We start from the raw sequence: 24,398 nt of genomic DNA on the forward strand, positions 1-24,398 counted from the left end.
AGTCTAAAGAGTTCGACGATCGACGGCGAATTTTGTTAGGGTCAAATTCGAATCTTTCGCGCGAATGTCTTTATTTCCTAGCCGGATCTAAGCCGACGGCCGAAAGGGGTCGCCACGACGAAGGTGTTTTATCAGTCGATCCAGTTGTTGGCCGGTATGATCGGCCGACAGCGAAATTCTCAAACGGGCAGTGCCGTCGGGGACGGTCGGCGGGCGGATGGCCGGGACATAAAGACCGATATCAGCAAGCGACTTGGCGGCCGCCAACGTCGTCGTGACGTCGCCAAGGATGACCGGAACGATCGGGACAATCGACTCGACGGGCGGCGTTATTATCTCGAGCGACGCTCGCAGTCGTGACGACAGGGCTTGTACGCGGGCCCTTCGTTCCGGTTCGCCTTCGATCGAATCTAGACCCGCCATCGCCGCCGCAACCGCGCTGGGGGTAAGCGATGTGCTGTAGATCAGTGTGCGGCATCGGTTGATCAAATAGTCGATCACAACGTGTGGACCGGCGACGAATCCACCTTGGCTGCCGATGGCTTTGCTGAGCGTACCGATACGAATGGGAACTCGCGATTTGACGCCCAGCGCCTCGCAGACGCCGCTGCCGTTTGTGCCCATCACCCCGGTTGCATGCGCTTCATCGACGATCGGGATCGCGTCGAATCGATCGCACAGGTCACAGATTTCAACCAGTGGCGCGATCGTTCCATCCATGCTGAAGATCGTGTCGGTGACAATCCAAACGCGTTCGTGTTGGCTCCTCTGCTGCTGCAAAATGGACTCGATCGCCAGAACGTCGCGGTGCGGGTAAACGACACGATCAGCGGCCGATAAACGACAGCCATCAATCAGGGACGCATGGTTCAATTCGTCGCTGAGGATTAAATCGTTCGGCCCGGGCAAGGTCGCGACCACGCCGCTGCAGGCGGCGAACCCGCTCGGAAAGATCGTCGCCGACTCTGTTGATTCCAATGATGCGATTCGGTCGGCGAGTTGTTCGTGGACGTCGGTCCAGCCGCAAACCAGACTGCTGGATCCACCTCCCCGGCGGGAAACTGATGGCGTTGGTTGTGATGCTAGTCCAAGGTAATCGTTGCTGCCGAAGTTGACGAACTCGGCACCGTTCTCGATAAACTGGTTGCCAGCGGGTGACCTGGGAACGAGACGGCGAAGGCGACTGGTGCGATCCAGTGCATCGAGTTGTTCACGGAAATGGGAAAATCGATCTGTCATGGACTGTGATTCTGTGATTCAACGAAACCGATCTAAATCTTGATGAAGACACGTTTGCGATAGAGCCACAACAGGACCGCAAACATGATTGCCATGGTTGCGGCACCGATCAGTCCACCGGAGTACGAGCGTCCGAAGACTTCGAAGAGGCCTTCACCAAAATGGCGATGCAAAAATTCGTGAATCGGTTCTTCCAGTGTCCAACTCATCACGTAGATCAAAATGGAATTGGCGCCGATGACGACGAAAGGAAACGTCCACCCCTGCCATCGCCCGACATCGCAAATCAGGTGGAGTGCGAACAGCCATGTCATACACCAAGCGCCACTGAACAATGCGAACGTTGGCGTCCAAATGCGTTTAACGTTGGGGCAAATGCCGGTCCACTGCAACAGGAAGGCGATCGCAAACCCAAACACAATGGCGCCCCCGAAGCGAATCCAGCGGGCTTTCAAGTCGAGCGGTTCTTTCAACCATAACCCCGCGATCAATCCAAAGATCATCGTCGCCATCGTCGGAAAAAAGGAGAGCGTCGCATAGCCACCGTCAGCATGTGTGAATGGTTCAGGGCGGGGGAACAGGTTCATGAACCAGACGTCAAAACGCCATGACAGGTTGCTGTTTTTGTTCCACCGTGACGCGAATCCTTCGTAGTGATGAGGCCAGTCCGTCGGCACACCCACCGCCGGATAGTCAAAGTCAGCCGGGGGCGCCGGCGAAATGGAAAACGCAACCCAAAACAGAATCAAGATGGCGGCCGCAGACGCGTAATGAACCCAACGAGGGGCCAACGCGATCAGAAAGACGAAGAAGTATCCCAGCCCGATTTGGGTCAGCGTATCGTCAAAGGTGTAGTTCGTTTGGTCGTATGCCAGTGACCTCAGCACGATGCCGAGCAACACCAGCGCGACCGATCGCCACGCGGCGTGCAACAACATCGATTTGGTCGAACCACCGCGTTTGATGCGGCTGGCGATGGAAAAAGGCATCGCCACTCCGACCAAGAACGTGAACCCTGGTTGAATCAAATCGTGAAGCGAACAGCCTTCCCAGGCGACGTGGGTGGTGTGAAATTGAATCCACTGAAAGAACTTGACGTTCGGAAAATGTTCGGCCAAACGATCCAGGCGCAGCATTTCCGCCAGCATCAAAAACATCACCATGCCACGATAGGCATCAATGCTGATTTTTCGATCCACAGTGACGGTCGGAATCGGTGTTGGCGAAGGAGGCGAATTCATTTTCTTGACAGAGTCCGGTCGAAGGAGGGAATAGAGAGTATCGTAGCGGAAGTTTCCGCGGGGCGATCTGTTGCCCGTCCGCCCACTTCTTGATTGAAAGCTCTACGAGACCATGTCGACTGACGATATCCCCGTCATCCGTTTGGACGATTTTTTGAAGTTTGTCGGATTCGTCGGTACGGGTGGCGAAGCGAAAGTGCGGATCCAAGCCGGCGAGGCGAAAGTGAATGGAGAAATCGAAACCCGCCGCCGGAAGCAATTGTCGCTCGGTGATGTCGTGGAGTTCGACGGGGAAACGATCGTCGTCGAACCGATGGTTTGAAGTCGGACGTCGCAAACGGGTGTCGGTTCAGAGGTTCGAGTTTGTCGGTCGTAACGAATTCGCGTCACCCTCGACGCACTGGCAAGTTTGGGGTGCCGATCCGCCGATGAACTAAGCGACGGACGGTCCCGAAGGAATCGGGTGCCGCCATCCACCCCCGGCGACGGTCTGCTCCCTCGCCAATTCCAACGATCAATTTCAAACGATGAAAGCGTTCCAGCCGGATCGCTTTTGCCGGCGGAAGGAACTGCCTGTTATGAGACGAACCGTCCAATTCAACCGATTCGTGTTGGCTTTCTTGGCCGTCGGTGTGACTGCAACGTCGGCCTCAGCCGATTGGCACACGTTCTGGCACAACATGAATGTCGGGTATCATCGCAACAACGCTTGGCCAGATCCTTTTAACGAAGTTGACGCGATGCAAGTCGTGCAGCCGTTCGAAATCATGAAACACAACGGATGGCGTTTGCACAACACCATCGGTCACGAGTTGTTCCGCGAAGGTGATGGTGCGTTGCTGGCTTCGGGAAGCCGTCGCGTCCAATGGATTGCGACCCAGGCTCCTTCGGCACATCGCGAGCTCTTCGTGATGCGAGGCCTAACCCCCGAGGAAACTCAGTCCCGCATCGCATCGGTCCATCAAACCTTGGCATCGTTGAATCTGCAGGGCCAGACTCCGGCCGTCATGGTGACCGACGTCGAACCCGGGACATCGTCGGGTGCTTGGGCAACCAAGGTCAGCCGCGAATGGCTGGAAGGCATGCCGGCGCCCCGATTGCCTCAGGTCAGCGCATCGGGGAACAACTCCGTCGCAACACCTTCGGGCCAGTAAACACGTTGTCGGTGCATCGCACCAATCTTTCCCCTGTAAAAGGCGGTCGATGAGTTTCATCGGCCGCCTTTTTTTTCGATTCTTATCAATCTGATCGCACACCCGTTCAAGTCCGTCCCCCCAGACGTCCGATCCTTCTATACGGAACCATTCAATCTATCCGGATAACCGTTATCGCCCGATCGCTCTTGATCAGGCACGGACGGCCGAGGGGAAAGTAAACGTGAAACCTACGACTCAAACACGCCGAATTCTACTTTCGACGATCATCGTCGGTGCCGCCATCACCGCAGGTGGCTGTTCCAGCGGTGGGTTTCCCATGGCTTCTATGAATCCGTTCGCTCGAACGGCACCGACGGACATGGGTGCAACGGCGACGGAGACAATCGCAGCGACGGAAAACGGCGCGACCAGCAAAGTCAAAGCCATGACTGTCAGCACCAAGAACGCGATCGGCAAAACTGCCAATGCGATGACCAGCGTCTTCCGACGTAAAACGGACGAGACCGCGGATCAACTCGCCGAAACGGACCCGCTGCGGTTGGACAACAAACCGGACAAGGTCGACGCCGAAGTCTTCGTCGCCAATGGTCAACTGTGGGAATCGACAGGCGACTACGGCAAGGCGATGGAAAGCTACACCAAGGCTTTGGAGAGCACGCCGAATCATCCTCAAGCCGTCACGGCCATCGCCCGTTTGCATTTCCGCCAAGGCAATTTACCGGAGGCCGCGAAGTCATTCCAAACGGCGATCGCTCAATCCCCGCAGGACGCCGGTCTCTACAACGATCTCGGTCTAACGCTTAGCAAGATGGGCAACCATGCCGGCGCGGTCGCGACGCTAGAACGATCGTTGCAGCTGGCACCGGGAACGTCCCGCTATGCCAACAATCTCGCCAGCGTTCGATTCGAATCGGGCGACGCGGCGTCGGCGATGAAGGTCTTGGCACAGAACAACAAGCCGGCCGTCGCGCACTTCAACATGGCGTATCTGTACTTCAAGGCAGGTCAAATGCCTCAGGCACAGAGCCAGATTGCCGAGGCAATGAAGTTTGAATCCGACGCCGTTTCGGACCCGGCCGTCGGACGCGCGATCGAACGATCTCGTGAGATGCTGGCCCAGATCAGCGCCAGTTCGGGCACCGTTGCCCAAGCCGCACCGAAATCGAACGTGGGCAATGCTCAGTACGCTGGAACGTATCAACCGACGATCCAGCCGACCGGCCAAACTGGCGCACCCGGTGTGACCATACCGACGATCAAGACGACGGCATCCGTGGCACCGGCGACACCGAAGCCGCCCACGCAGAATCCGATCACACCAAATCCGTTGGCAGGTAAAGCATCGGCGCCCGCGATGGCATCCATTGCTCCGCCATCGGCGCCTCCAGCGAAGGTCGAAATCAACGTGCCGGCAACCGAGTCATCACCGTCTTGGACGCAGGCTTGGAACCCAAACTGGCAAAACGATTCGACGTCAACGAATTCATCCACACCGAATTCGGCCACACCCAGTTCGACGCTGAAGCCGACTCGACCCAGCGAGGCTAAACCGCCGGCAATTCGTCCGACCGAGGCTTCGCCAACGCCCGCATCCACGCCAGCGGCGAAGAGCGGCGGGTTCACGTTTCCCGAGTAGTTGAAGACCGACAGCGGGCTTCTCGATCGGAAACCAGGGCCGCGTCCCTTACGAATCGGTGTCTGGAAACGGCAGTGGCAACCCGTGCAATTCTGCCAGCGCGTTCGAAGCGGCGTGCTGTTCGGCGTCCTTTTTGTTGCTGCCCCAGGCAGCCGGAAATTGACGCTCTGCGATCACCGCGGAAATCAAGAACGCCTTGCGGTGATCCGGACCGGACTCGCTGACAAGCCGATACACCGGAGTACTGGCCAAGTCCCGTTGAGCGTATTGCTGTAGCGTTGATTTGAAGTTGTTGGACCCTTGCGTTTCGACCGCAGTGGCCACTTCGTCGGCCAACCATTCTTTCAAACGTTGACGTACGATTTCGTCGCCGCCGTCCAAATACATCGCTGCCACGACGGACTCGAACACGTCGCTGACCAACGACCGGGGGTAGCTGCGATTTCTCGTGACGCCGCGGCCGACGATCAAGCATCGGTCAAGACCCAATTGTATCGCGACTTTGCCACACGATCGTCGGCTGACAACGGCTGACTTGATCTTGGTCAAATCACCTTCGTTATACTCGGGGTATTCTTCAAACAACCACCGGCAAACGACCAACCCAAGGACGGCATCACCCAAGAATTCCAGTCGCTCGTTGCTCGCCAGCCGATGCGATGCACCGGAGGCGTGGGTGAGTGCGGAAAGCAGAAGTGACAGGTCTTTGAACTGGTAGCCAATGATATCTTGGCACTTAGCAAGCTTTGAATCTTGATCGGTCCCATCCATTTGGCCGGTACCATCAACCAAATGAACGACATCATCCGAATGGGGTTCGAAAGCATTCACGACGTATCCAAGCGGTCGATTCCGACCGCTCCCTGAACAGGAAAATAAAGATGTATTCCTGTCACACGCCGGCGATCGGGTGGGCGCATTCCTGCGCCAGATGCGTCAACGAACTGTACTGAACCCGACCGCCGGTGAGCGACTAACAACCGCAGGGTAACAGTTGTTCGCCGTCTTGACCAGTTTCAGTCGTTATGCCCAGTGACGTCGCATCGATGCGGCGTTGAATCTCTGCGACGTTCCTATTCGTTTTCAGAAACCGTCACCCCAGCTTCGATGATCCGGTCGATGTCGTCGATCACCAAATAGTGGCCGTGATCGGAAGTGACGATGACGGCCGTAAAATCGGCCGCATTGTTTTCGTCGATCCAATTCATGACAGATCGAAACGCCGCATCGCCGCTGTAGACGGCACCGATACTGTTGTCCAAGTTGTTGGCGTGATTCGCCCAGTCGACGTCGCCCGCTTCGATCAACAACCAAAAACCGTCAATCGCTTGTTCTAGGACCAAGAGCGCTGCTTCCGTCATCTCGGCAAGCGTCGGGTTCTCTTCGATGTCGGCGGGGGAATACTTCTCGGTGCCTTTGGCGTCGAACGTCGGATCAAAATTCCCATCGGCGGTTTGAAACGGCAGGTGCCCGCCTTTGACGCCATAGTAGCCCAGCAATCGAGACTGGTCATTGACCGCTCGTTGGGCGGCGGCCATCAAACGTTGACGGCCCGGCACGCCGCTCGTTCGCTTCGCGACGACATACTTGCCGCCGTTTTCGACATCGACGCGGCGAAGGTCGTCATCGTGCAGGTAAATGTTGCCGGACAAGAAGTTCTCGCCCTGCGCGGCGTCTTTGTCGGTTCCGTCGCCCCAGCCGCCGCCGATCAACACGTCGACGCCAGGCAGCGGATCGGTACGATGCGACGACGACGGCAGTCCGATCATGTCACGCGCGATGTCTTGATAGTCTTTGCGAGTCACGTTGTTGGCGTAAGCGGCGGCCGGTGTCGCATGGCTGACCGGCACGCTGGTCACGACGCCAACCATATAGTCCTCGTCACGTTGCAGCACACGGGCGATCGGTTCGACTTGAGTCCCGTCGGCAGCAAAATTGATGGAACCGTTGTAAGTCTTGATGCCGCTGAACAGGCTGGTCGCCGACGATGCCGAATCAGTGACGGTATGGGGGCGCTCGCGATCGAGTCCCATCAAGTACGCGAGTCCCGGTTTCTCGTTCCAAGGTGCGTCGCCGCCGCGATGGGGATCGAATCCGCCCGTTGTCTTCTTTTCACCACCGACCAGAGTCTGTGCATCCACGTCGTACTTCGCCCCTGCCGATCGGGCACTGGTGACGATCAAGCCAAAATCTGTTGGCATCGATCGGTCATCCAGAATCGAAAGTCCGGTACCACGTCCGCTGGTGTAACTATTGCGATGTTCGTGATAGAGCGCCGCGGCGCGAGTCGTTTGCCAGTCCATGCCGTCAAAGACAATCATGATAATGTTGGTAAAGCCAGCATCGATCGCTGTCTTTTGCAGTTGATAGATATCCGTTTGGTCAAAGTAGGTCGCCGTCGGATTGACGGTTTCCTCAGGGACCGATCCATAAATTTTCTTCAAACGATCCGCATCGGCGTAGGCGCTTCCTTGAGCGCGAAGGGAATCCAGCGTGATACCGAACGTATAAACTGGAATCAGCCGGTTGCTGTGGTTGAGCCACGTGCTGAATCGGTCGGGTTGATTGCCCCAGTGACCCCAATCTGTTTTTTGTTCTCGGACGGCATCCGATTGCATCTCGCGAAGCAAGTCGCTTTTCGCGGCTGCAGGTTTCGCTAAGTCCGGTTTCTCTTGCCCACGCAAGACCGAAACGCAAAGCGATGTCGTCAGAAAAACCGTCAAGAGTGATCGGAGCATAATCGGTGGAACAATGGGGGTTACGCGTCGGGAAGAAACAGAAGATTGGCTGCTGGTTGGTTTGTCGTAAAGTCGAGGTGTTGGCTTAGCAGCCTGTTGAAAAAGGGGTCTGACCCTCTCCGACGTTTCGAATTCACAATGTTTCAGCAACGTCTCCAAAGGGTCAGACCCCTTTGTCAACAGGCCGTTAGGAATGAGCGGAAAATAAGTGTCCGACCCCTTTTATGCGAAGCACCCGAAGGGCCGGTTCCCGGCAAAAAGGGTCGGACACTTTTTTCTCGCTGGCCCGTACACGGATATTAACTACCAACCCGATCGATGCGCAGGTAACGGGCTAATTTGGTGAGACTCGGCCGACCGCGACCAAATATTCCTGGCGATTCGCTCCCGCACCGACACCTGTTCGCAGATACAGCCGACCGTCGACGGGCACCGGCGTCGCAAAAATCGAATCGCCCGTGGGGTTTTCCGCGATCGGTTCGAACCGATTGGGCGACGCCTTGATGACGAAAACTTGGCCCGCTTCGGTGGCGATGTAGAGGTGATCGCCCACCAGTGTCGGCGACGAACTGATCCCGCCCCCGAACAATCGTTCTTTCCACATCTCTTTGCCGTCTTCGGTCCGCCAACAATAGGCAACGCCATTGTCGGCGATGGCGAACACATAATTGGTGATGGCCAGCAGCGACTGTTCATAACACTTGACGCGGTTGCTCCACAATTCGGTGTTCGATCCGTCGCCGCTAATACACCAAGTTCCCGACGCGGGATTACCACCGCTGACCATCACGCGTCGCCCGTCCCAAACGGCCGTTCCACAGATCGCTTCGGTCGTCGAGTCGACCGACCAGATGACTTTCCCGGTGTTGGGATCATAGGACGCGAACATCTCGGCGCCGGCCAACAGGATTTGTCGTTGCCCGACAATCGTTGCGGCAATCGGCGAAGCAAAATTCAAATTGCTGGGGCGAGCCACTTTCCATACCGGTTTTCCCGTTCGCGCATCGAGCGCGTAGAGGCCGCTGTCCGGCCCGTCGTACTCCGCCGCAACGATCACCAAACCGTTCTCGACGATGGGGCTGGCGCCGTAGCCGAATTGAAAAAGCTTTGGTTCGAACGCGGCGACCCGGTTTTGCCAAACAACTCTTCCTGATGTCGTGATTTTGGTCAACCAGATCGCATCGTTGGTATGGAAGCTGACGAAAAGATGCTCGCCGTCGAATGCGGGTGTCGGTGACGCGTAAGAGTTGTTGCCGTGGATGTTGGCGGGAAGCGTGCCGCGATGCAGCACCCATTGGTCGATCATGCGTCCGCTTTGCCGATCGAACTTGATCAACGACTGAGTCTGGGCATCCGCCTGGGCGGTCGTCAAAAAGATGCCGTCGTCGACCACCACGGGCGTCGAGTGACCGCGTCCGGGGATGGGCGTCTTCCAGGCGATGTTGTCACCCGATTGAAGATTCCATTTCAGCGGAGCTTCGGCGCCCGCCGCGCTGTGGTTGTTGCCTTCGACGCCACGCCACGCCGGCCAGTCGTCGGCGAATGCTGGTAAGCTCGCAAGGCAAACCCATGCCAGCGACATGAACCCTTGCCGTGAACACAACCTGAGACGTTGGAACATCTTAAACTCTCGGTAAGAAAAGGTATGGCAACTCGGTATCCCAAACCCAAAAGCGATCAACATGCGTGCAGGAATTGTCGGCGTCGGCTTCATGGGCTGGATCCACTATCTAGCTTATCAACGTAGTCCCGCTGCCGAAGTGGTCGCATTTTGTTCCAGCAATCCCGCCAAGCGCGCCGGTGATTGGCGGTCCATTCAAGGGAATTTCGGACCACCCGGGGAACAGATCGATGTTTCAGGGTTGAATGTCTACGAAAATTTCGAAGACATGTTGGCCGACGATTCGATCGATGTCGTCGATATCTGTTTGCCACCGGCAATGCACGCCGAAGCGATCCGAGCGTGTTTGGATTTCGGCAAACGGTGCTTGTGCGAAAAGCCGCTCGCGCTCGATGCGGCGACGGCAACGGATTTGGCTCGCGAAGCAACCGCCGCCAATCTGGCCGTCGCCCACATTTTGCCGCTGATGCCAGAATTTAAAATCTTGGTTGACGCTGCGGCCGACGGGCGCTTCGGCAAACCCGTCGCGGGCCGATTCAAACGCACGATCGGACCGCCCGATTGGATTCCCGATTTTTACGATGCGGATAAGGTCGGTGGTCCGTTGGTCGATTTGCACGTGCATGACGCGCACTTGATTCGCTTGTTGTTCGGCATGCCCCGGGCGGCTCGCACCGCCAGCCATCGGCGCGGCGGGGTTCCCAAGTTTTATGAAACCGTGTTCGATTTCGGCGACGATTCAAAAGTCGTCTCTGCGGGCGGTGGCGTTATTGATTCGTCGGCGCGGGGGTTCACGCACGGGTATGAAGTCAGCTTTGAAGCGGCGACGATCCAGTACGAATTCGCCGGGTACGCCGACGGGTCGTCTGCACTGATTCCCGTCACGATCATGCACAACGACGGTCGCGTCGAACGGCCCGAATTTGGCGATGGCGATCCTGTTGAAGCGTTCGTTCACGAGATTGACGCAGTGGCCAAGTGGATCGACAACGGCGAAGTGTCGCCGTTTCTTGATCCGACCATCGCCGCAGACGCGCTGAAGATCTGCGAGATGCAGTTGCCTGACGCTGAATGAAAAGTGAAATTCGCCCGGACAAGCTCGCGAGACTACGACAAACTCGACAGGGCTTCGATTTCAGCCTTGGTGAATTTGCGTTCTAGACGAGCACCCAGTTGAGAAACAACGCGGGCGGATGCTTCGCTGGCCAGGTGGCCGGCTTGGCGCCAAGACATGCCGTTGGTGATGCCGTACAGCAACGCGCCGGCATACATGTCACCGGCTCCGGTCGTGTCGATGGCTTTCACTTGCACGCCTTCGATCGGAAACGCTTCACCGCCGTGCATCACGATCGACCCTTTCTCGCCAAGCGTTAGCGCCACATTTTCGGCATGGTCGTGAATCATCTTGGCGCAAGCGATCGCATCGGATTCACCGGTCAAGCTCTTCGCTTCTTCTTCGTTGCAAAACAGCAGATCGACTGGGCCGGTGATCAGTTCCCAAATCTCATCGCGCATCATGTTGATCAAGAACGGATCCGACGCCGTGAAAGCGATCTTGATGCCGTGCTTTTGCGCCAAATCCATTGCGCGATAGGCCGCTGCCTTGGTGTTCTCGCCGGTGAACAGATAGCCTTCGACATAGATGTACTTGGATCGTTTGATCATTTCCTCGTCGATGTCATGCTCGGTCAATGTTACCGACGCGCCCAAGTTGGTCAGCATCGTTCGTTGGGCATCTTCGGTGATCAGCACCGCGCACGTGCCGGTTGGTTCGCCGGCCGGTTCGACATCGATCGAGATCCCCAGATCCTGCATGTCTTTCAAAAAGAACTTGCCGACGTCGTCGTTGCCGATCTTGCCGACGAACGCCGACTTGCCACCGAATTCGGCAACCGCGACGATCGTGTTGGCCGCGGAACCCCCTGCACATCGGTTCAGTGGGCGGCCGTCCAACTTGGCCAGTACTTCTCGTTGGCGGGCGTCATCGACCAGCGTCATGATGCCTTTATCCAAAACCAACTCGGTGAGCACGGCGTCTTCGACGGTGGCTTGAATGTCGACCAGGGCGTTGCCAACGCCGAAAACGTCAAAATCAGTCATCTTGCTGAAGTTTCTCTAATAGTAAGGGGGGGGACTTGGCGGCTGGTTCGGTGGCTGGTTTCTCGATGCCCAGCTCGGCCGCTGCCACGTTACCGAAATCGCACGGAAGTCGTCAGGTGCTTGCCCTTGCAAAAACCAGCTTTTCCAGCCAAACTTTGCCGCTTCCCAAAATCCCCGCGTGACCAGCGGGCCGGAATCGTTCTGGCCCTCGCACGGATCACGCCGGCCGGCGATGTCTGAAAGCCTCGGTTTTCGACTCGTTCGACCACGTTCCACGAAGCCGCTTGGTCGATCTGGCCTGCGGAAAGAAAGGCATTGCCCATGGCCCGCTATACCGGCCCGAAAGCTCGCGTCAACCGCCGTCTCGGTATTCTGATTTACGAAACTGCCGGTGCCGCTCGAGCACTGGACCGTCGACCCACACCTCCCGGGATGCACGTCCGCGGCCGCCGCCCGAGTAACTACGGTTTGGCGTTGATGGAGAAGCAAAAGATCAAGCACTATTACGGCTTGGGCGAACGTCAACTCCGTCGATACTTTGATGCCGTCAGCCACAAGCCGGGCAATACCGGCGAATTGTTGTTATTGATGTGCGAGCGTCGTTTGGACAACGTGGTCCGCCGAGTGGGATTCACCAAGACCCGTCCGCAAGCCCGCCAAGGCATCGGCCACGGACACTTCCGCGTCAACGGCGTCAAAGTCACCAAGCCCAGCTACATCCTGCGTCCTGGTGATATCATCGAACTTCGCGGTCGCGAAAACCTGAAGAACCTGTACCGCGGCGTGATCGCGAACGCTTCGCCGGACGCCCTGGATTGGGTTTCGTTCGATAGCGAGAACCTGAAAGCGACCGTGCTGGGCAACCCCGGCGCCAGCGACATCAGCTTGCCGGTGGACGCGAACAGCGTCGTCGAATTCCTGTCACGATAGTGCCCTGAAAACGGCGATCGTTCACGATTCAAAAGACGACTACAATCAACCACGATCCGCACGCGCCCTTTGTCGCTCGTGCGGATCGTTTTTTTACACACCCGACTTTTCCGAAGGTCGGCCTTACACTTTTTCAACCGAAGTTTTGACCCATGCATTCGCCTGTAGTTGTTCTTGGTGGTGGTCCCGGTGGTTATGCAGCCGCGTTCTTGGCGGCCGACGAAGGCCTAGAAGTGACGATCGTCGAATCCGAACCGACGCTCGGCGGCACCTGCTTGCTTCGCGGATGCATCCCCAGCAAAGCCCTGCTTCACGTCGCCAAAGTGATCAGCGAAGTCGCCGACTTGGGTGCCGAGTGGGGCGTCGAGTACGCCGGCGGACCGAAGATCGATATCGATTTGGTTCGGGCTCGCAAGGACAAAGTCATCTCGAATTTGACAGGCGGACTGGGCAGTCTTGCCAAACGACGAAACGTCACGATCATCCGCGCCCGCGGCAGTTTTATCAACTCGACGACGCTGAAACTGGACGGCGATGACGCGTCGATCCCCGAGGGCGGCCAACTGACATTCGATCACTGCATCGTCGCCACCGGCAGCGTTCCCGCCATGCCGCCGGCGTTCGACATCGGCAGCGATCGGGTCATGGACAGCACCGGTGCTTTGAAATTGGCCGACATTCCCGAAACGATGTTGGTCATCGGTGGTGGTTACATCGGACTGGAAATGGGCAGCGTCTATGCTCACTTGGGTTCCAAAGTCACCGTCGTTGAGATGACGGAAATGTTGTTGCCCGGCGCCGATCGCGACTTGGTCAAACCGCTTTCTAAACGCATTCACAAAATGTGCGAAGACCGGGTGTACTTGAACACGAAAGTCGGTTCGCTAACCGAAGATGGTGACAAGATCCAGGTCACCTTCGAAGGTCCCGGCAAGTTCGGGCGAGAAGCGTTCGATCGCGTCTTGGTCAGCATTGGTCGCCGACCGGTCACCAAGGGACTCGGTCTGGAAAACACCCTCGTCGAAGTCAACCCGCGCGGCTTCATCGTTTGTGACAAGCAACAGCGCACGGCTGATCCGCACATCCTGGCCATCGGCGATGTCGCCGGCGATCCGATGTTGGCTCACAAGGCGACTCACGAAGGCCGCGTCGCAGCCGAAGTCATCGCGGGCAAGTCGTCGGCCTTTGACAAGGTCGCGATCCCGGCCGTCGTCTTCACCGACCCAGAAATCGCCTGGGCCGGATTGACCGAAGACGAAGCCAAACGCGACGGCATCGAAGTCGATGTCGAAGTCTATCCGTGGGCAGCCAGCGGTCGGGCCCAAGCCCTGGGTATCACCGACGGTTTGACCAAATGGTTGGTCGATCCGAAAACGCACCGCGTCGTCGGTTGCGGCATCGTCGGCAGCGGCGCGGGCGAATTGATCGCCGAAGCCGTTTTGGCGATCGAGATGGGATGCGAAGTCCATGACATCACCGATAGCGTCCACCCGCACCCGACGCTCAGCGAAACGTTGATGAATGCTGGTGAAGTGCACTACGGCACCGCGACCGAGATCTTCAAACCGAAGAAAAAAAAGCCAGTCACAACAGCTTAGTTTCGTACCGTCGCCAAGCCGCGCATCGAACGGCACCCCCACAGATCCGCCGCTTTGCTGCGGCGGATCGTAGTGGAAATCTTCTCAGATCCCGCGCCGCCATCGCCGCCAACCTGCCCCGATGCCCCCTTGATGGCGTCGTTGGTCAGGGATTTGTTGCCCCCCAACGGCGAAGTTTGTCCTGCAATTCTCGGCAGGGAACCATTTTTTCAGTGACATTCTTTCACGGAACCGCGATAGTGAAACGGCTTTGCTTGCCGTTGCCGTCGTCATAATCGCGACAACCTGAACATCTGGTGGTGCGGCGTAATTAGAATGTTAGGAAAGCATTGAATTGTGATCTCGGCGATCTACGCTCGGAGTCGGGTTTCCATTGCTAGGAAGTGCACCCGAAAGTCGATCGGCAATCACAGGCCCATCAGGCATTGGGTGATTCAGTGTTTGTGGTCCCATTGAATGGGAACTTAGGAGACTCGCTTTTCATCATCGAGTCAGCCAGGAGCTAGTTGGCGAAATATGTCAAAAAGAATCGGAATGGTCGGAACGGGTTTTATCGCCGGGGGCGTATCCCGCCTGGTGAAGAACCATCATCCCGATCTCTCCATTTCGCAAACGCTGACAAGACGCTCGATCAGACTCAGCCCCGATTTGTCCGCCCAACACCCGCTCACAAATTCGATCGAGGAGTTGATCGACAATTGTGACCTGGTTTTCGAGTGCTCGGGTGATCCCGTCTACGCAACGGAAGTCGTCGACGCGGCATTTTCCGCGGGCCTTCCCGTGGTGACGATGAATGCCGAATTCCATGTCACCACTGGGTCGTACTTTGCCAGTCGCGGCCATCTGACCGAAGCCGAAGGGGATCAACCGGGTTGCCTGGCCAAGCTGCGCGAAGACATGTTACAGATGGGATTCGAACCGCTCGTGTACGGAAACATGAAGGGGTTCATGAACCACTATCCCAAACGCGAGGAAATGGAAATGTGGTCCAAGCGACAAGGAATTGCACACGAGCAAACCACATCCTTTACTGATGGAACGAAGCTTCAAATCGAACAAGTGCTGATCGGCAATGCAAGTGGCGCTACGATCGTCCAACAAGGTATGGTTGGCATCGAGAGCGACGAAACCTATCAAGCGGCTAGCCAACTGGGTGCATTGGCTGACAAGGGTGGACGGCCGATTGCCGATTACATCCTTTCACGGACCCAAGTGCCGGGCGTTTTTATCACCGCAAAACACGATGCCATCGAGCAAGATTCACTGCGATATTACAAGTTAGGCGACGGTCCCTATTACACGTTGATCCGAAACTATCACTTGTGTGCCTTCGAAGTTGTAAAGACCATTCGCCGCACGCTCAGCGGTGGGCCGATCTTGTTGAACAACAGTGTTTCACCGACGCTTAGCGTCGCGGCGGTCGCGAAAGTCGCCATGCCCAAAGGCGAGCACATTGTTCGAGCGACGGGTGGGTTTTTGTTCCGAGGGGAAGCCGTCGACATCGCCTCGTGCCCCGACCATGTGCCCATTGGCATCCTGGCCGGCGCCCGATTGAAACGATCCGTCGAACCGAAGCAGATCTTGACCTGGGACGATGTGGAATTGAAACCGTCCAAAGCAGCGGGAATCGCGTCATCGATCTTCCAGCATCGAAACGCATCCCTGGGTGCGGCCAACGGAGTTGCATCGATGTGGCCTTCGCATCCTTCGGTGAAGTCTTGAACGATGTGGGCCACGCCCGTCGGGCAAAAATCAAAGGGCTTGTCGTCGGACCAACCGAAGACTGCATCTATCAGTGGATGACCGACAGCTTGCATGACAATGTCCGAGCGTTTCGGAAGTTCGGACTGTCGCTGTCGTTCGCCAATCAGGCAGGTTTCGCCGAGACCATCGCGATGGTCCGCGAAAAGCGACCACAGGTGCTGTTCATCACGTTCGATTGGCGAGAAGAAGTATCGGCGTGCGTCGACATGCTCGCAGCGTTACGATCCAGCGGGGATTGTCCCAAGATCGTCTATGTGGACACGTACGATCAAACGACAACACCGTTTTTTCCGGTACTTCCTTTTGTCGACGTCTATTGGAAGAAACAAATTCTCAATCCGATGTCGTTGTACAACACCAACGACTGGCCCGGCGGGAATCCGCTTGCAGAAATCGCTGCGAAGCACTGCGATGTGGACGTTGGGGATTGGAGTTTCAGTTCGCCGCTGCCGACCGAATACGCTGATCGAGTGAAGGTCTATTGGAATCTGGGGGCGTGGGGTGAAATCAGCAAGCGAGCCCGTCACCCGGTCATCGACTCGGCCAAACGAATGGCGGAACGAAAGAAGTCGATCGATATCTTTTGTCGCGTGTCGGTGTTGCCGATGAAGGGAGCCGACCCGAAAAACATTTATTCGGCGCATCGCAGGCAGTGTCTCAACGCGCTCGAGCCGCTGGAAAAGAAGTACAAGATCGAATCGAATCGCGATGACTCGAAAGTACCGCTCAAAGAATTTTATCGGCAACTACGGTCATCGCGGATCGCGCTGAGTCCTTGGGGTTGGGGCGAGGTCACCGATCGTGATTTTCGAATCGTCGATTGCCGTGCGCTACTGATCAAGCCGGACACGTCGCACATGTTGACCGATCCCAATATCTACGTGCCTGGCGAAACCTATATTCCGGTTCGTTGGGATCTCGCCGACCTGACGGAAAAGTGCGAGTACTATCTGGAACGTCCCGACGAAATTCGTCGCATCACCGACAACGCGTTCGACGCGTTCAAGCGATTCTTCCAAGAACGAACGATCGAGAAACGAATGCAAGAATTGCTGGTCGGATTGAAGTTGCTCGGCGATGGTACACCGGCTTCGTGACCCGTTTTTTGTCTGACGGTGACGCGTGATTGTTGCCGTCCGGAAAGCCTAATGTACTTTCAACTCGCCGGTGAATTGGAAGTCGTCGGTATCGCAGGACCAGCTTCTTCGGATCGACGACAAGAGTTCCGCTTCGGCGGGTGAAACATTTTCGTCCGCGGAAACGGTGCGAGCAATGGCGGTCATCAGTTCTCGTTTCTGGCGAGGCGTTGCATCGGCCAGTGCGTCGATGGACATTTGGATCAAGTCAGCGTCCAGGTCGGTAGCCGGCAATCGGTTGGCGTGCCCGAGTCCCAGGTGCGACCAGCCTCGCATGAACTCGTAGTCCGACATCGGCGTTTCCCCGTCGCACGAAGCGATCGCCGACAACACGACGATCGACGCCGCTTGAGCCGACTTAGGATCGATGGACGTTCGTTGTGTGTTCGTTGTTGGCGCGATCGCAGCACCGACAAACATCATGTTGAACAAGGCGACCGTGTGCGGTGACTCGTTGTGAGTGGGTGGCGGACCGGTGGGTTGTTCAAAAATGGGGCTGTGATCCCCCGCCGGATCAATCGCCCGAATCCGATCGGCCAATGGCGGGTGCGTCGAAAACCATCGATGGGTTTGCGAAGGCTCGACAAACAACATGGGTGCAATCAGCGCCGTCATCGGGTGTCGGATTTGTCCCTGGTGGTCGTGTCCCGCGATCTTTCGCATCGCGCGAGCCAACGGGATGGGGTTCCGGACGCGAGCGACCGCTTCGGCATCCGCCAAGGACTCGCGTGATCGACCCAGCGACATGGTCAGCACCGTTGCAGCGACGGTTCCGAACAAACCAAAGGGCCAAAGGACGCCGCCGACCAACATGTACAGATAACCTTGAAGGGTCCCTTCCATTTCGCACTCGGCCAAGTGGTGACCCAATCGAAAGATCGATTCGGCCAACACGCGAATGCTTTGAATGCCCAACAGAACCGACGTCAACCGGGTGCCCAGCAACGTGTCGCCGTGAACGAGGTGGCTGATTTCGTGCGCGACAATCGATTGCAATTCATCGCGGTCCAGGTGGTCGATCGCACCGCCTGTAATGCAAAGGATACTGTCGTCGGATGATAGCCCCGCCGCAAAGGCATTGATGCCTGGCTCGCCGGGCAACACAAACACGGCCGGGGCAGAGGTCCCGTATGCGATGGCGACCTCTTCGACGATATTGCTGAGCTGTCGTTCGTTCGAATTTGCGATCGCATCAACGCGGCGGCCTCCCATCGCTAACCCAATTGCCCATCCACCGTCGCGTCGGATGCATCGATGCTCGACCGCTGTGACAAGAATCAGACCCGTGGCTGTGGTTGCGATACCGAGCAGCGATGTAAACCAGAAAACCCGTTTCGGGTCAACGCAATGATCATCGATCGGTATTGATTCATCAAACGCGCGCAGAAACGTCTTTTCCGCCGATGCCCGGTCTGCCGCCGATTCGGACGGATCTTGGTTGGCAAACACCAACACGACGGGAAACATCAACAAGTATCCAATTGCAACGCCGGTGGCCACCGCCGTGAACGTCTGAGTCAAGATGACGAGCGCGAACCATCGAGCCGAGGCACGAAGTGCGCGCGTCCTTCGTGCGAGGAAGTCAAACATTGATGGAGGCCCCAATCGGTGCGAAGGTCAAGGCGTGCAACTATGCGACCAATTCGACTTTCAGCGCGTTGTGGATTTCGGGTTGATCGTCAAAATTCAACAACATCAAATCATCGCCAAAACCGATTGCAGCAGCGTAGACGACGGTTGGGAAACTTTGGCGATCGATGTTGAAGGTGGTGACCGTATCGTTGTACAGGCCACGAGCGAACGCTATCCGATTTTCGGTGCTCGTCAATTCTTCGGTCAGTCCGGCGATGGTCTCGTTGGCCTTTAATTCGGGATAGGCTTCGATCAACATTGCCAAGCGTCCGATCGCTCCACCGAAGGCTGATTCCGATGCGGACCATGAACTAACGGTCGCCGGGTCGTTCAATTGTCCGCTAACGCCGGATAGCTTCGACGATGCGTTTCCGCGTGCGGCGATCACGGCTTCCAAGGTTTCACGTTCGTGACCCATGTAGGAACGGACGGCTTCGACCAGGGAAGGGATCAAGTCGTATCGACGCTTCAATTGCACTTCGATTTGCGAAAACGAGTTGACTGCGACTTGTTGGGCTGCAACCAATCGGTTGTAAGTGCGGCTGATCAGAACCGCCGCCAGCGTTAACAAAGCGACAACGATTGCGAAGGGCACAAGCATTACTAACATGAGTCGAACCAATGGGAAGTGAGGGTAAGGCTACTTTGTTGAGGGCGTCCACATGCCCCATCGAATCACGGTCTGTTTCCAGTCTTCGATGATCGCGCTGAACAGAAACGAAGCGTTGGCCGCATATCTTGGAACCAGTCGTTTGGGATCGCTTAGCATTCGATAGGCCCATTCCATGCCGAACCGCTGCCACGCTTCGGGTGCTCGTTTTGCAGTTCCCGCAATGAAGTCGAACGAAGCGCCCAACTGGATGCTGACGGGGACGCCGAGTCGGCGATAGTTTTCATGGATCCATTGCTCGCCCTTGGGCTGGCCAAACGCGACCAACAAAATCGCGGCGCCGGATTCTTTGATTCGGGCGTCTTGAGCGGCTTGTTCTTCGTCGCTTAATTTTCGAAACGGAGGTGATTCCACACCGGCGATTCGCAATCCCGGGTACATCGTCGAGAGTCGCTCGGCGCAGGTCGCCGCGACACCCGGTGCGCCGCCAAGGAAATAGATGCCCCAACCTTTTTCACCGGCGCGCTGGGCCAGCCGATAAATCATTTCGCTGCCGGCGACGCGCTCGGGAAGCGGTTCGTCATTGAGTCGGCTGCGCCAGACGATGGGTTGTCCGTCGGCCAGAATCAAATCGGCTTCGCGAGTGATCGGCTTCATCTCGTCGCGCCGATGGTTCAGCATCGCGTAGTTCAAATTGGCCGTGATGACATAAGCCGGTTGGCCGTGCGTCACCAGGCCTTCGATACTGTCGACGGCTTCGTCCAAGGTGACGTGATCGAACGGCACGCCCCAAACGACCGAACGCGTGTGGCGAATCGGTGGCGACTCGGCGGGCAATGATGGAAGCAACGTCGGTGCAACGACGGGGCTGTTCCCGGGCATCGAAGTGGGCGAAGCATCAATGGGCGTGGACATGATTGAGAGAATCGTCGGTGGAAAAAGGGGAACCCGTGCCAAGAACGCTAGGTCACCCATAGACTGGGTGCACCCGTCCGTAGGTGCTACGCTTCTATGGCAAGTCGCCTTGGCGACCGACTGCGACGAATTTGTCGGTTGTGCCGGGTGTTCGTTTCCTTCATCCCCCATGGGTTTCGCCGATCGTGTCCGACGTTCGCCCCGCTCAATCGAATCATGCAGCCAAGCCGTTGATCGTTTTGTCCTTTGAAGGCTTGGCGACGGCAGCGGTTGGTTGTTACGGCTCGTCTTGGAATCAAACGCCGGCGATCGATACCATCGCGACCGGCGGTTGTGTTTGGGATCGCTGGATCGCGACCGATGACGAATCCGCAGCCGTGATGCAAAAGTGGTTCGCCGATCAAGTCGACCACTGGTCCCAACGCTATCGCGATCGGGGACAGTGCAGCGGTGGCGCCGTTGACTTGATCACAGATGATCCATCAATCGGGCGCCATGCCGATTGCTTTGATCGCGTGATCACGTTGCCACAGTTGCCCGTTGGTGACACCGACGAACCGGCGGATGACATTGAAAGCACCCAATTGGCATCGATCATTGCGGCAGCGATCGAACGCGATTCGGAAGCGGAACCTTGGAACGTGTTGTGGTTGCACAGCAATTTTTTAGCCAATCGCTGGGACGCGCCACGGTCGTTATTCCCGATCGACGAAATCGAACTGCCTTCGCGTGAAGCGTTCGAAGATGTCGAACTGATCGGAATGCCGAACGACGAAGTCATCGACGAACCGACGTTACCGATTTTCGACACCGTTGCAGTGCCGCGCCAGCCGATCGGCGATTCGGTCGATCCGGACTGGATCACGTCATGGATGCGCACGTACGGATGTCAGGTGCGATTGATCGATTTGATGATCGAAGTGTTGTTGCAATCGATTGGGGTGGAGGATCCGCAAGTGATTGTCGTCGGCACGAACGGATTCGCGTTGGGACAAAACGGATGGATCGGCCATCATTGCGGTCCACTGCGCAGTCCAGAAATTCGCGTGCCTATGATCGTTAGCGACATCGGACCGATTCGAATATCTGGCCCAACATCGGACCAGACGATGGTCGACTTGCTTTGCCAATTGGCCGACGGTTCGTGTTCTCTGATATCGCCTGCGGCGTGGGTCAAGACCGATCCGAGCTTAGAGATACGCACGCAATCGTCGCGTGCTCGCGCGGCCGTGACGACGCCCAAGTGGTTCTATGTCCGCGACGAAGATGAGCAAGAACATCTGTTCCTGAAGCCTGATGACGTCGAGGATTTCAATGACGTCGGGCGACGGCGTCTCGACGTGATCGAAGAATTCGATATCTAGCGAGAACGGATTTTTTCCCCACGCATCAAAAAAAACCTCGCCGATCGGATGATCGACGAGGTTCTTTATTTCGACTAGAAGTTCGATGCGACCCGAAGCGGATCGCAACCGAAATCATGCATCGGTTGATGCATCAGGTGTCGGTGCCGGTGGTGCGGCTTCTTCGACTGCTTCGACAGCGTCGCTGCTGCTGGCCGGTGCTTCGGCTGCGGGAGCAGCTTTAGGGGCAGGAGCGGCTTCTGCGGTTGGTGCAGCTTCGACAGCGCCACCTTCAGAAACGGTCTGGACGCTACCGGGGACGAGTTGTTCGCCCGGTGCCAAGTCGTAGCCTTGGCTGCTGCTGTCCATCATCACTTCGCCGGTCATGCCTTGATCGCTAACGGCTTCGCCACAACCGACGCAACCTGCGCCAGTCGCCATCGGTGCCGATTCCATCATAGGAGCTTCCATCATCATGGGAGCCATTTCGACCGAGCCACCACAGCAAGGTGCTGACATTTCAACGGCCGGAGCCATTTCGACAACGCCACCACAGCACGGTTCGGCAACAGGTGCCGGTGCGCAACAGGGTTCGGCAACCGGTGCTGGTGCACAGCAAGGTTCTGGAGCTGGTTCGCAGCAAGTTGGTTCGGGAGTGCAGCAACCCGAGGATCGTTTTGCTTTTAAGCGTGAGAACAATCCACAGCCACCGCCACAGTTCTTATTGGCGTGAAGCTTTGCGAGCAATCCACCACCGTGGTTGCAACCGGCTTGCGCCACGTTCATGTTCAAGGACGCACTGATCAAAAGTGCGAATGCGGCAATGCCGCTCACCACGGTCCGATTCATAGAATTCTCCCAAGATTTCGGAGTGCTTGGTGCGATCCGAATTCGCACATCATTTCGAAGGCTCCCAAATCCTTGGGCTCCCCAACCGAACCGTCGGCAACATGCCGACCGTCATTCGGTCTTTCATCGACAAAGCGTACACTGCGTAAGATGCGTAAGTTTTGCCGCTCGCGTAATTTCGTCGTTACAGTACCTGGACGATGGCGAGTGTCAATCCGTCATCAAAGTGCGGGCGGCCGGTAATGGAAGGTTTTGCGGCATGGTTCGGGGCACGACGGGCCCGAGTTGAGCTCCGTTTTGCCGCGAATTCCAACGTTTGGGCGAGCGCAACGTCGGATAGCCACCCGTTGGGGTGGCTGGCAGAGGCGAACGAGATGGGGAGACAGAAAACCGCCATGAATGCCAGTTTTCGCTGGAAATCATGGGTCAGCCGGGTGCCCGGCCGGGCGATCGGGGCCTACCGAGCGATCGTATCGTTGGCGGCCGGTGGGGCCGTATCGTCGAGCAATTGCGCCAGACGTTGTCCGTTTTCGAAGTCGATGATCAGCGGGTTTTGGTTCGGATCAATCTCCATGGCCAAACCGGAAATTCGCCATCCGACGGATTCGCGTTGTAGCGCCCATACGACTTGATACTCGACTTTTGAGCCGTCTGTGGTCGGTTCGCCCCAAATCGAGTGAACGAGAGCAGATCCCGGCTCATCAGGAATCATTTCGGCTCGCGTTACGGTGAATTTGGCGTTGGGAGATCCAATCGGCTGGACGTTGCGGCCGATTCGCCGTAGTTCTGACTGGGCTTGCTGGGTCAGCAACGATCCGGCACCGGAATCCGCGCCGCCGCGTCGGACTAGATCCAGAAACTGGCTGACAACATCGGTCGGGCCGGGAACCGATTCACCGTCAACGGTGGTCACCGATGCGACGGAACCGCCCGTGGTGGACGCATCTGCGACGGCATCCGTTTTCGAGCCGCAACCGATCGACGTCAAAAACAGAGGCGATACCAGGGTTGCCAGAAGGAGTTTCGGCCAGGCTTTGCAGAATTCGAATCGTGCCATGGAAGGAGCCGTATAGGGATGTGGGGTTGGACAGTGTGTGTGTCGGTAAGCACTTCCTGTAGGAAATCAAATCCGGCGGGGTCAAGACAAGCGATCCAAGATTCTGGGTTGGTAGCCGAAGAATGACCGAGGCATTCACCTACCGCCCTGAATCGCTTTAACCCACAATGGGCCTCGCACGCTTACCCCGAATCCAATAGCTAACGCAAAGAACCCTGATGGCCGCGGACGAAAAAAACACAATCGAAGTCGACGGCAAAGAGGTAAATCTCAGAAACCGACCGCTGGCTGCTCTTCTGGCTTGGCTGATCCCCGGCGCGGGACACGTTTACCAAGGACGAACGACCAAGGGATGTTTATTTTTCGTCTGCATCATGTCGGCGTGGATTTTGGGATTCGCTCTCGGCGGCGGCCACGTTGTTTACGCGTCGTGGCAGCCCGGTGACAAACGTTGGCACTATTTTCTGCAGGCGGGCGTCGGCGCGGTCGCATTGCCGGCGATGATCCAAGGCGACCGGATGCGGAAAGCCACTGCCAATGGACGCACGTCACCGGCCTACGAACCACTTTGGGGAGGTTTCATGGCACCACCGTTTCGACCGGTGTTGGAAAGCGAAGCGGATGAGGTGTCGGCGTGGTACGCGCGGCGCGGCGCGGGCTATGAATTGGGCACCTGGTACACGGTGATCGCGGGATTGCTAAACATATTGGTGATCTACGATGCTTATGGGGGACCGTTGGCGATCCCGATCAGTGGTCGCAAGAAAGACGGCGAGGCGGAATCAACCACAGCCTCCGAAACTTCGCCGGCCCAGGCCTAGCACTCGCGCAG

Annotated in this window: 21 protein-coding genes; 10 read left to right on the forward strand and 11 right to left on the reverse strand. The window is 57.0% G+C overall.

What is annotated here, in order from left to right; all coding sequences use genetic code 11:
- Positions 1-87 precede the first annotated feature (87 nt).
- Positions 88-1,239, reverse strand: coding sequence for an aminotransferase class I/II-fold pyridoxal phosphate-dependent enzyme (locus tag Poly51_RS13685; protein WP_146458327.1), 1,152 nt, complete (start codon positions 1,237-1,239; stop codon positions 88-90).
- A 32-nt stretch (positions 1,240-1,271) separates the two neighbouring features.
- Positions 1,272-2,480, reverse strand: coding sequence for an acyltransferase family protein (locus Poly51_RS13690; RefSeq protein ID WP_222435850.1), 1,209 nt, complete (start codon positions 2,478-2,480; stop codon positions 1,272-1,274).
- Between the two features lie 112 nt (positions 2,481-2,592).
- Here Poly51_RS13690 and Poly51_RS13695 point away from each other — a divergent pair, with 112 nt between their 5' ends.
- The 3 genes from Poly51_RS13695 (at position 2,593) to Poly51_RS13705 (ending at position 5,273) form a co-directional block, all read left to right on the forward strand.
- Positions 2,593-2,802: an RNA-binding S4 domain-containing protein gene (locus Poly51_RS13695; protein ID WP_146458328.1), complete on the forward strand. Its 210-nt coding sequence runs from the start codon at positions 2,593-2,595 to the stop codon at positions 2,800-2,802.
- Between the two features lie 256 nt (positions 2,803-3,058).
- Positions 3,059-3,634, forward strand: a complete 576-nt coding sequence (locus Poly51_RS13700; RefSeq protein WP_146458329.1) for a hypothetical protein — start codon at positions 3,059-3,061, stop codon at positions 3,632-3,634.
- A gap of 223 nt (positions 3,635-3,857) precedes the next feature.
- Positions 3,858-5,273 carry a tetratricopeptide repeat protein gene (locus tag Poly51_RS13705; RefSeq protein WP_246114483.1) on the forward strand — a complete coding sequence of 472 codons (1,416 nt, stop codon included), beginning with the start codon at positions 3,858-3,860 and terminating at the stop codon, positions 5,271-5,273.
- 48 nt (positions 5,274-5,321) lie between these two features.
- On the opposite strand, the gene rnc is transcribed toward Poly51_RS13705, so the two are convergent.
- The 3 genes from rnc to Poly51_RS13720 form a co-directional block, all read right to left on the reverse strand.
- Positions 5,322-6,044, reverse strand: coding sequence for a ribonuclease III (gene rnc, locus Poly51_RS13710; protein WP_146458531.1), 723 nt, complete (start codon positions 6,042-6,044; stop codon positions 5,322-5,324).
- Between the two features lie 302 nt (positions 6,045-6,346).
- Positions 6,347-8,011, reverse strand: coding sequence for an alkaline phosphatase (locus Poly51_RS13715; RefSeq protein WP_146458330.1), 1,665 nt, complete (start codon positions 8,009-8,011; stop codon positions 6,347-6,349).
- A gap of 334 nt (positions 8,012-8,345) precedes the next feature.
- The gene (locus Poly51_RS13720; protein WP_146458331.1) at positions 8,346-9,632 is read right to left on the reverse strand and encodes an outer membrane protein assembly factor BamB family protein; all 1,287 of its coding nucleotides are present in this window, start codon (positions 9,630-9,632) and stop codon (positions 8,346-8,348) included.
- A gap of 61 nt (positions 9,633-9,693) precedes the next feature.
- Between Poly51_RS13720 and Poly51_RS13725 the strand changes: the two genes are divergently transcribed.
- A complete protein-coding gene (locus Poly51_RS13725; protein WP_146458332.1) occupies positions 9,694-10,707 on the forward strand; it encodes a Gfo/Idh/MocA family protein in 1,014 nt (337 codons plus the stop codon).
- A 32-nt stretch (positions 10,708-10,739) separates the two neighbouring features.
- Here Poly51_RS13725 and Poly51_RS13730 read toward each other — a convergent pair whose 3' ends face one another.
- A complete protein-coding gene (locus tag Poly51_RS13730) occupies positions 10,740-11,732 on the reverse strand; it encodes an adenosine kinase (protein WP_146458333.1) in 993 nt (330 codons plus the stop codon).
- A gap of 321 nt (positions 11,733-12,053) precedes the next feature.
- Here Poly51_RS13730 and rpsD point away from each other — a divergent pair, with 321 nt between their 5' ends.
- The 4 genes from rpsD to Poly51_RS13750 all read left to right on the forward strand — a co-directional run bounded on the left by rpsD (position 12,054) and on the right by Poly51_RS13750 (position 17,121).
- Positions 12,054-12,662: a 30S ribosomal protein S4 gene (gene rpsD, locus Poly51_RS13735; RefSeq protein WP_146458334.1), complete on the forward strand. Its 609-nt coding sequence runs from the start codon at positions 12,054-12,056 to the stop codon at positions 12,660-12,662.
- 152 nt (positions 12,663-12,814) lie between these two features.
- Positions 12,815-14,260 (forward strand): dihydrolipoyl dehydrogenase, encoded by a 1,446-nt coding sequence (gene lpdA / locus Poly51_RS13740; RefSeq protein WP_146458335.1) that lies wholly within the window; start codon positions 12,815-12,817, stop codon positions 14,258-14,260.
- Between the two features lie 516 nt (positions 14,261-14,776).
- On the forward strand, positions 14,777-15,982 hold the full coding sequence (locus tag Poly51_RS13745) for a hypothetical protein (protein ID WP_222435851.1): 1,206 nt from the start codon (positions 14,777-14,779) through the stop codon (positions 15,980-15,982).
- A complete protein-coding gene (locus Poly51_RS13750; protein WP_146458336.1) occupies positions 15,952-17,121 on the forward strand; it encodes a glycosyltransferase family protein in 1,170 nt (389 codons plus the stop codon). The genes Poly51_RS13745 and Poly51_RS13750 overlap by 31 nt, the downstream gene beginning before the upstream one ends.
- A gap of 48 nt (positions 17,122-17,169) precedes the next feature.
- Here the strand turns inward: Poly51_RS13750 and Poly51_RS13755 are convergent, their stop codons facing one another.
- Genes Poly51_RS13755 through Poly51_RS13765 form a run of 3 tightly spaced genes read right to left on the reverse strand, consistent with a single transcriptional unit; the run spans position 17,170 to position 20,317 of the window.
- Positions 17,170-18,750: a M48 family metalloprotease gene (locus Poly51_RS13755; protein WP_146458337.1), complete on the reverse strand. Its 1,581-nt coding sequence runs from the start codon at positions 18,748-18,750 to the stop codon at positions 17,170-17,172.
- 40 nt (positions 18,751-18,790) lie between these two features.
- On the reverse strand, positions 18,791-19,402 hold the full coding sequence (locus tag Poly51_RS13760) for a LemA family protein (RefSeq protein WP_222435852.1): 612 nt from the start codon (positions 19,400-19,402) through the stop codon (positions 18,791-18,793).
- Between the two features lie 30 nt (positions 19,403-19,432).
- Positions 19,433-20,317: a WecB/TagA/CpsF family glycosyltransferase gene (locus Poly51_RS13765; protein ID WP_246114484.1), complete on the reverse strand. Its 885-nt coding sequence runs from the start codon at positions 20,315-20,317 to the stop codon at positions 19,433-19,435.
- Between the two features lie 83 nt (positions 20,318-20,400).
- Here Poly51_RS13765 and Poly51_RS13770 point away from each other — a divergent pair, with 83 nt between their 5' ends.
- A complete protein-coding gene (locus Poly51_RS13770; protein ID WP_146458339.1) occupies positions 20,401-21,681 on the forward strand; it encodes a hypothetical protein in 1,281 nt (426 codons plus the stop codon).
- A gap of 114 nt (positions 21,682-21,795) precedes the next feature.
- On the opposite strand, the gene Poly51_RS13775 is transcribed toward Poly51_RS13770, so the two are convergent.
- Together Poly51_RS13775 and Poly51_RS13780 are read right to left on the reverse strand one after the other, a co-directional pair.
- Entirely contained in the window at positions 21,796-22,509 is a 714-nt protein-coding gene (locus Poly51_RS13775) for a hypothetical protein (RefSeq protein ID WP_246114485.1), read from the reverse strand.
- A 457-nt stretch (positions 22,510-22,966) separates the two neighbouring features.
- The gene (locus tag Poly51_RS13780; RefSeq protein WP_146458340.1) at positions 22,967-23,566 is read right to left on the reverse strand and encodes a hypothetical protein; all 600 of its coding nucleotides are present in this window, start codon (positions 23,564-23,566) and stop codon (positions 22,967-22,969) included.
- Between the two features lie 218 nt (positions 23,567-23,784).
- Here Poly51_RS13780 and Poly51_RS13785 point away from each other — a divergent pair, with 218 nt between their 5' ends.
- Positions 23,785-24,387 carry a DUF6677 family protein gene (locus Poly51_RS13785; protein ID WP_246114486.1) on the forward strand — a complete coding sequence of 201 codons (603 nt, stop codon included), beginning with the start codon at positions 23,785-23,787 and terminating at the stop codon, positions 24,385-24,387.
- The last annotated feature ends 11 nt before the right edge of the window (positions 24,388-24,398 follow it).

Origin of the sequence: Rubripirellula tenax, from assembly GCF_007860125.1 — a bacterium.
Lineage (GTDB): Bacteria > Planctomycetota > Planctomycetia > Pirellulales > Pirellulaceae > Rubripirellula > Rubripirellula tenax.

Bases quoted from the DNA above. Each gene is read 5' to 3' on its own strand.
- Poly51_RS13685 (WP_146458327.1), bottom strand. From the start codon at position 1,239: ATGACAGATCGATTTTCCCATTTCCGTGAACAACTCGATGCACTGGAT.
- Poly51_RS13745 (WP_222435851.1), top strand. From the start codon at position 14,777: ATGTCAAAAAGAATCGGAATGGTCGGAACGGGTTTTATCGCCGGGGGC.
- Poly51_RS13720 (WP_146458331.1), bottom strand. From the start codon at position 9,632: ATGTTCCAACGTCTCAGGTTGTGTTCACGGCAAGGGTTCATGTCGCTG.
- Poly51_RS13765 (WP_246114484.1), bottom strand. From the start codon at position 20,317: ATGTCCACGCCCATTGATGCTTCGCCCACTTCGATGCCCGGGAACAGC.
- Poly51_RS13780 (WP_146458340.1), bottom strand. From the start codon at position 23,566: ATGGCACGATTCGAATTCTGCAAAGCCTGGCCGAAACTCCTTCTGGCA.
- rpsD (WP_146458334.1), top strand. From the start codon at position 12,054: ATGGCCCGCTATACCGGCCCGAAAGCTCGCGTCAACCGCCGTCTCGGT.
- Poly51_RS13785 (WP_246114486.1), top strand. From the start codon at position 23,785: ATGGCCGCGGACGAAAAAAACACAATCGAAGTCGACGGCAAAGAGGTA.
- Poly51_RS13755 (WP_146458337.1), bottom strand. From the start codon at position 18,750: ATGTTTGACTTCCTCGCACGAAGGACGCGCGCACTTCGTGCCTCGGCT.
- Poly51_RS13730 (WP_146458333.1), bottom strand. From the start codon at position 11,732: ATGACTGATTTTGACGTTTTCGGCGTTGGCAACGCCCTGGTCGACATT.
- Poly51_RS13760 (WP_222435852.1), bottom strand. From the start codon at position 19,402: ATGTTAGTAATGCTTGTGCCCTTCGCAATCGTTGTCGCTTTGTTAACG.
- Poly51_RS13725 (WP_146458332.1), top strand. From the start codon at position 9,694: ATGCGTGCAGGAATTGTCGGCGTCGGCTTCATGGGCTGGATCCACTAT.
- Poly51_RS13690 (WP_222435850.1), bottom strand. From the start codon at position 2,480: ATGAATTCGCCTCCTTCGCCAACACCGATTCCGACCGTCACTGTGGAT.
- Poly51_RS13775 (WP_246114485.1), bottom strand. From the start codon at position 22,509: ATGAATCGGACCGTGGTGAGCGGCATTGCCGCATTCGCACTTTTGATC.
- lpdA (WP_146458335.1), top strand. From the start codon at position 12,815: ATGCATTCGCCTGTAGTTGTTCTTGGTGGTGGTCCCGGTGGTTATGCA.
- Poly51_RS13695 (WP_146458328.1), top strand. From the start codon at position 2,593: ATGTCGACTGACGATATCCCCGTCATCCGTTTGGACGATTTTTTGAAG.
- Poly51_RS13715 (WP_146458330.1), bottom strand. From the start codon at position 8,011: ATGCTCCGATCACTCTTGACGGTTTTTCTGACGACATCGCTTTGCGTT.
- Poly51_RS13700 (WP_146458329.1), top strand. From the start codon at position 3,059: ATGAGACGAACCGTCCAATTCAACCGATTCGTGTTGGCTTTCTTGGCC.
- rnc (WP_146458531.1), bottom strand. From the start codon at position 6,044: ATGGATGGGACCGATCAAGATTCAAAGCTTGCTAAGTGCCAAGATATC.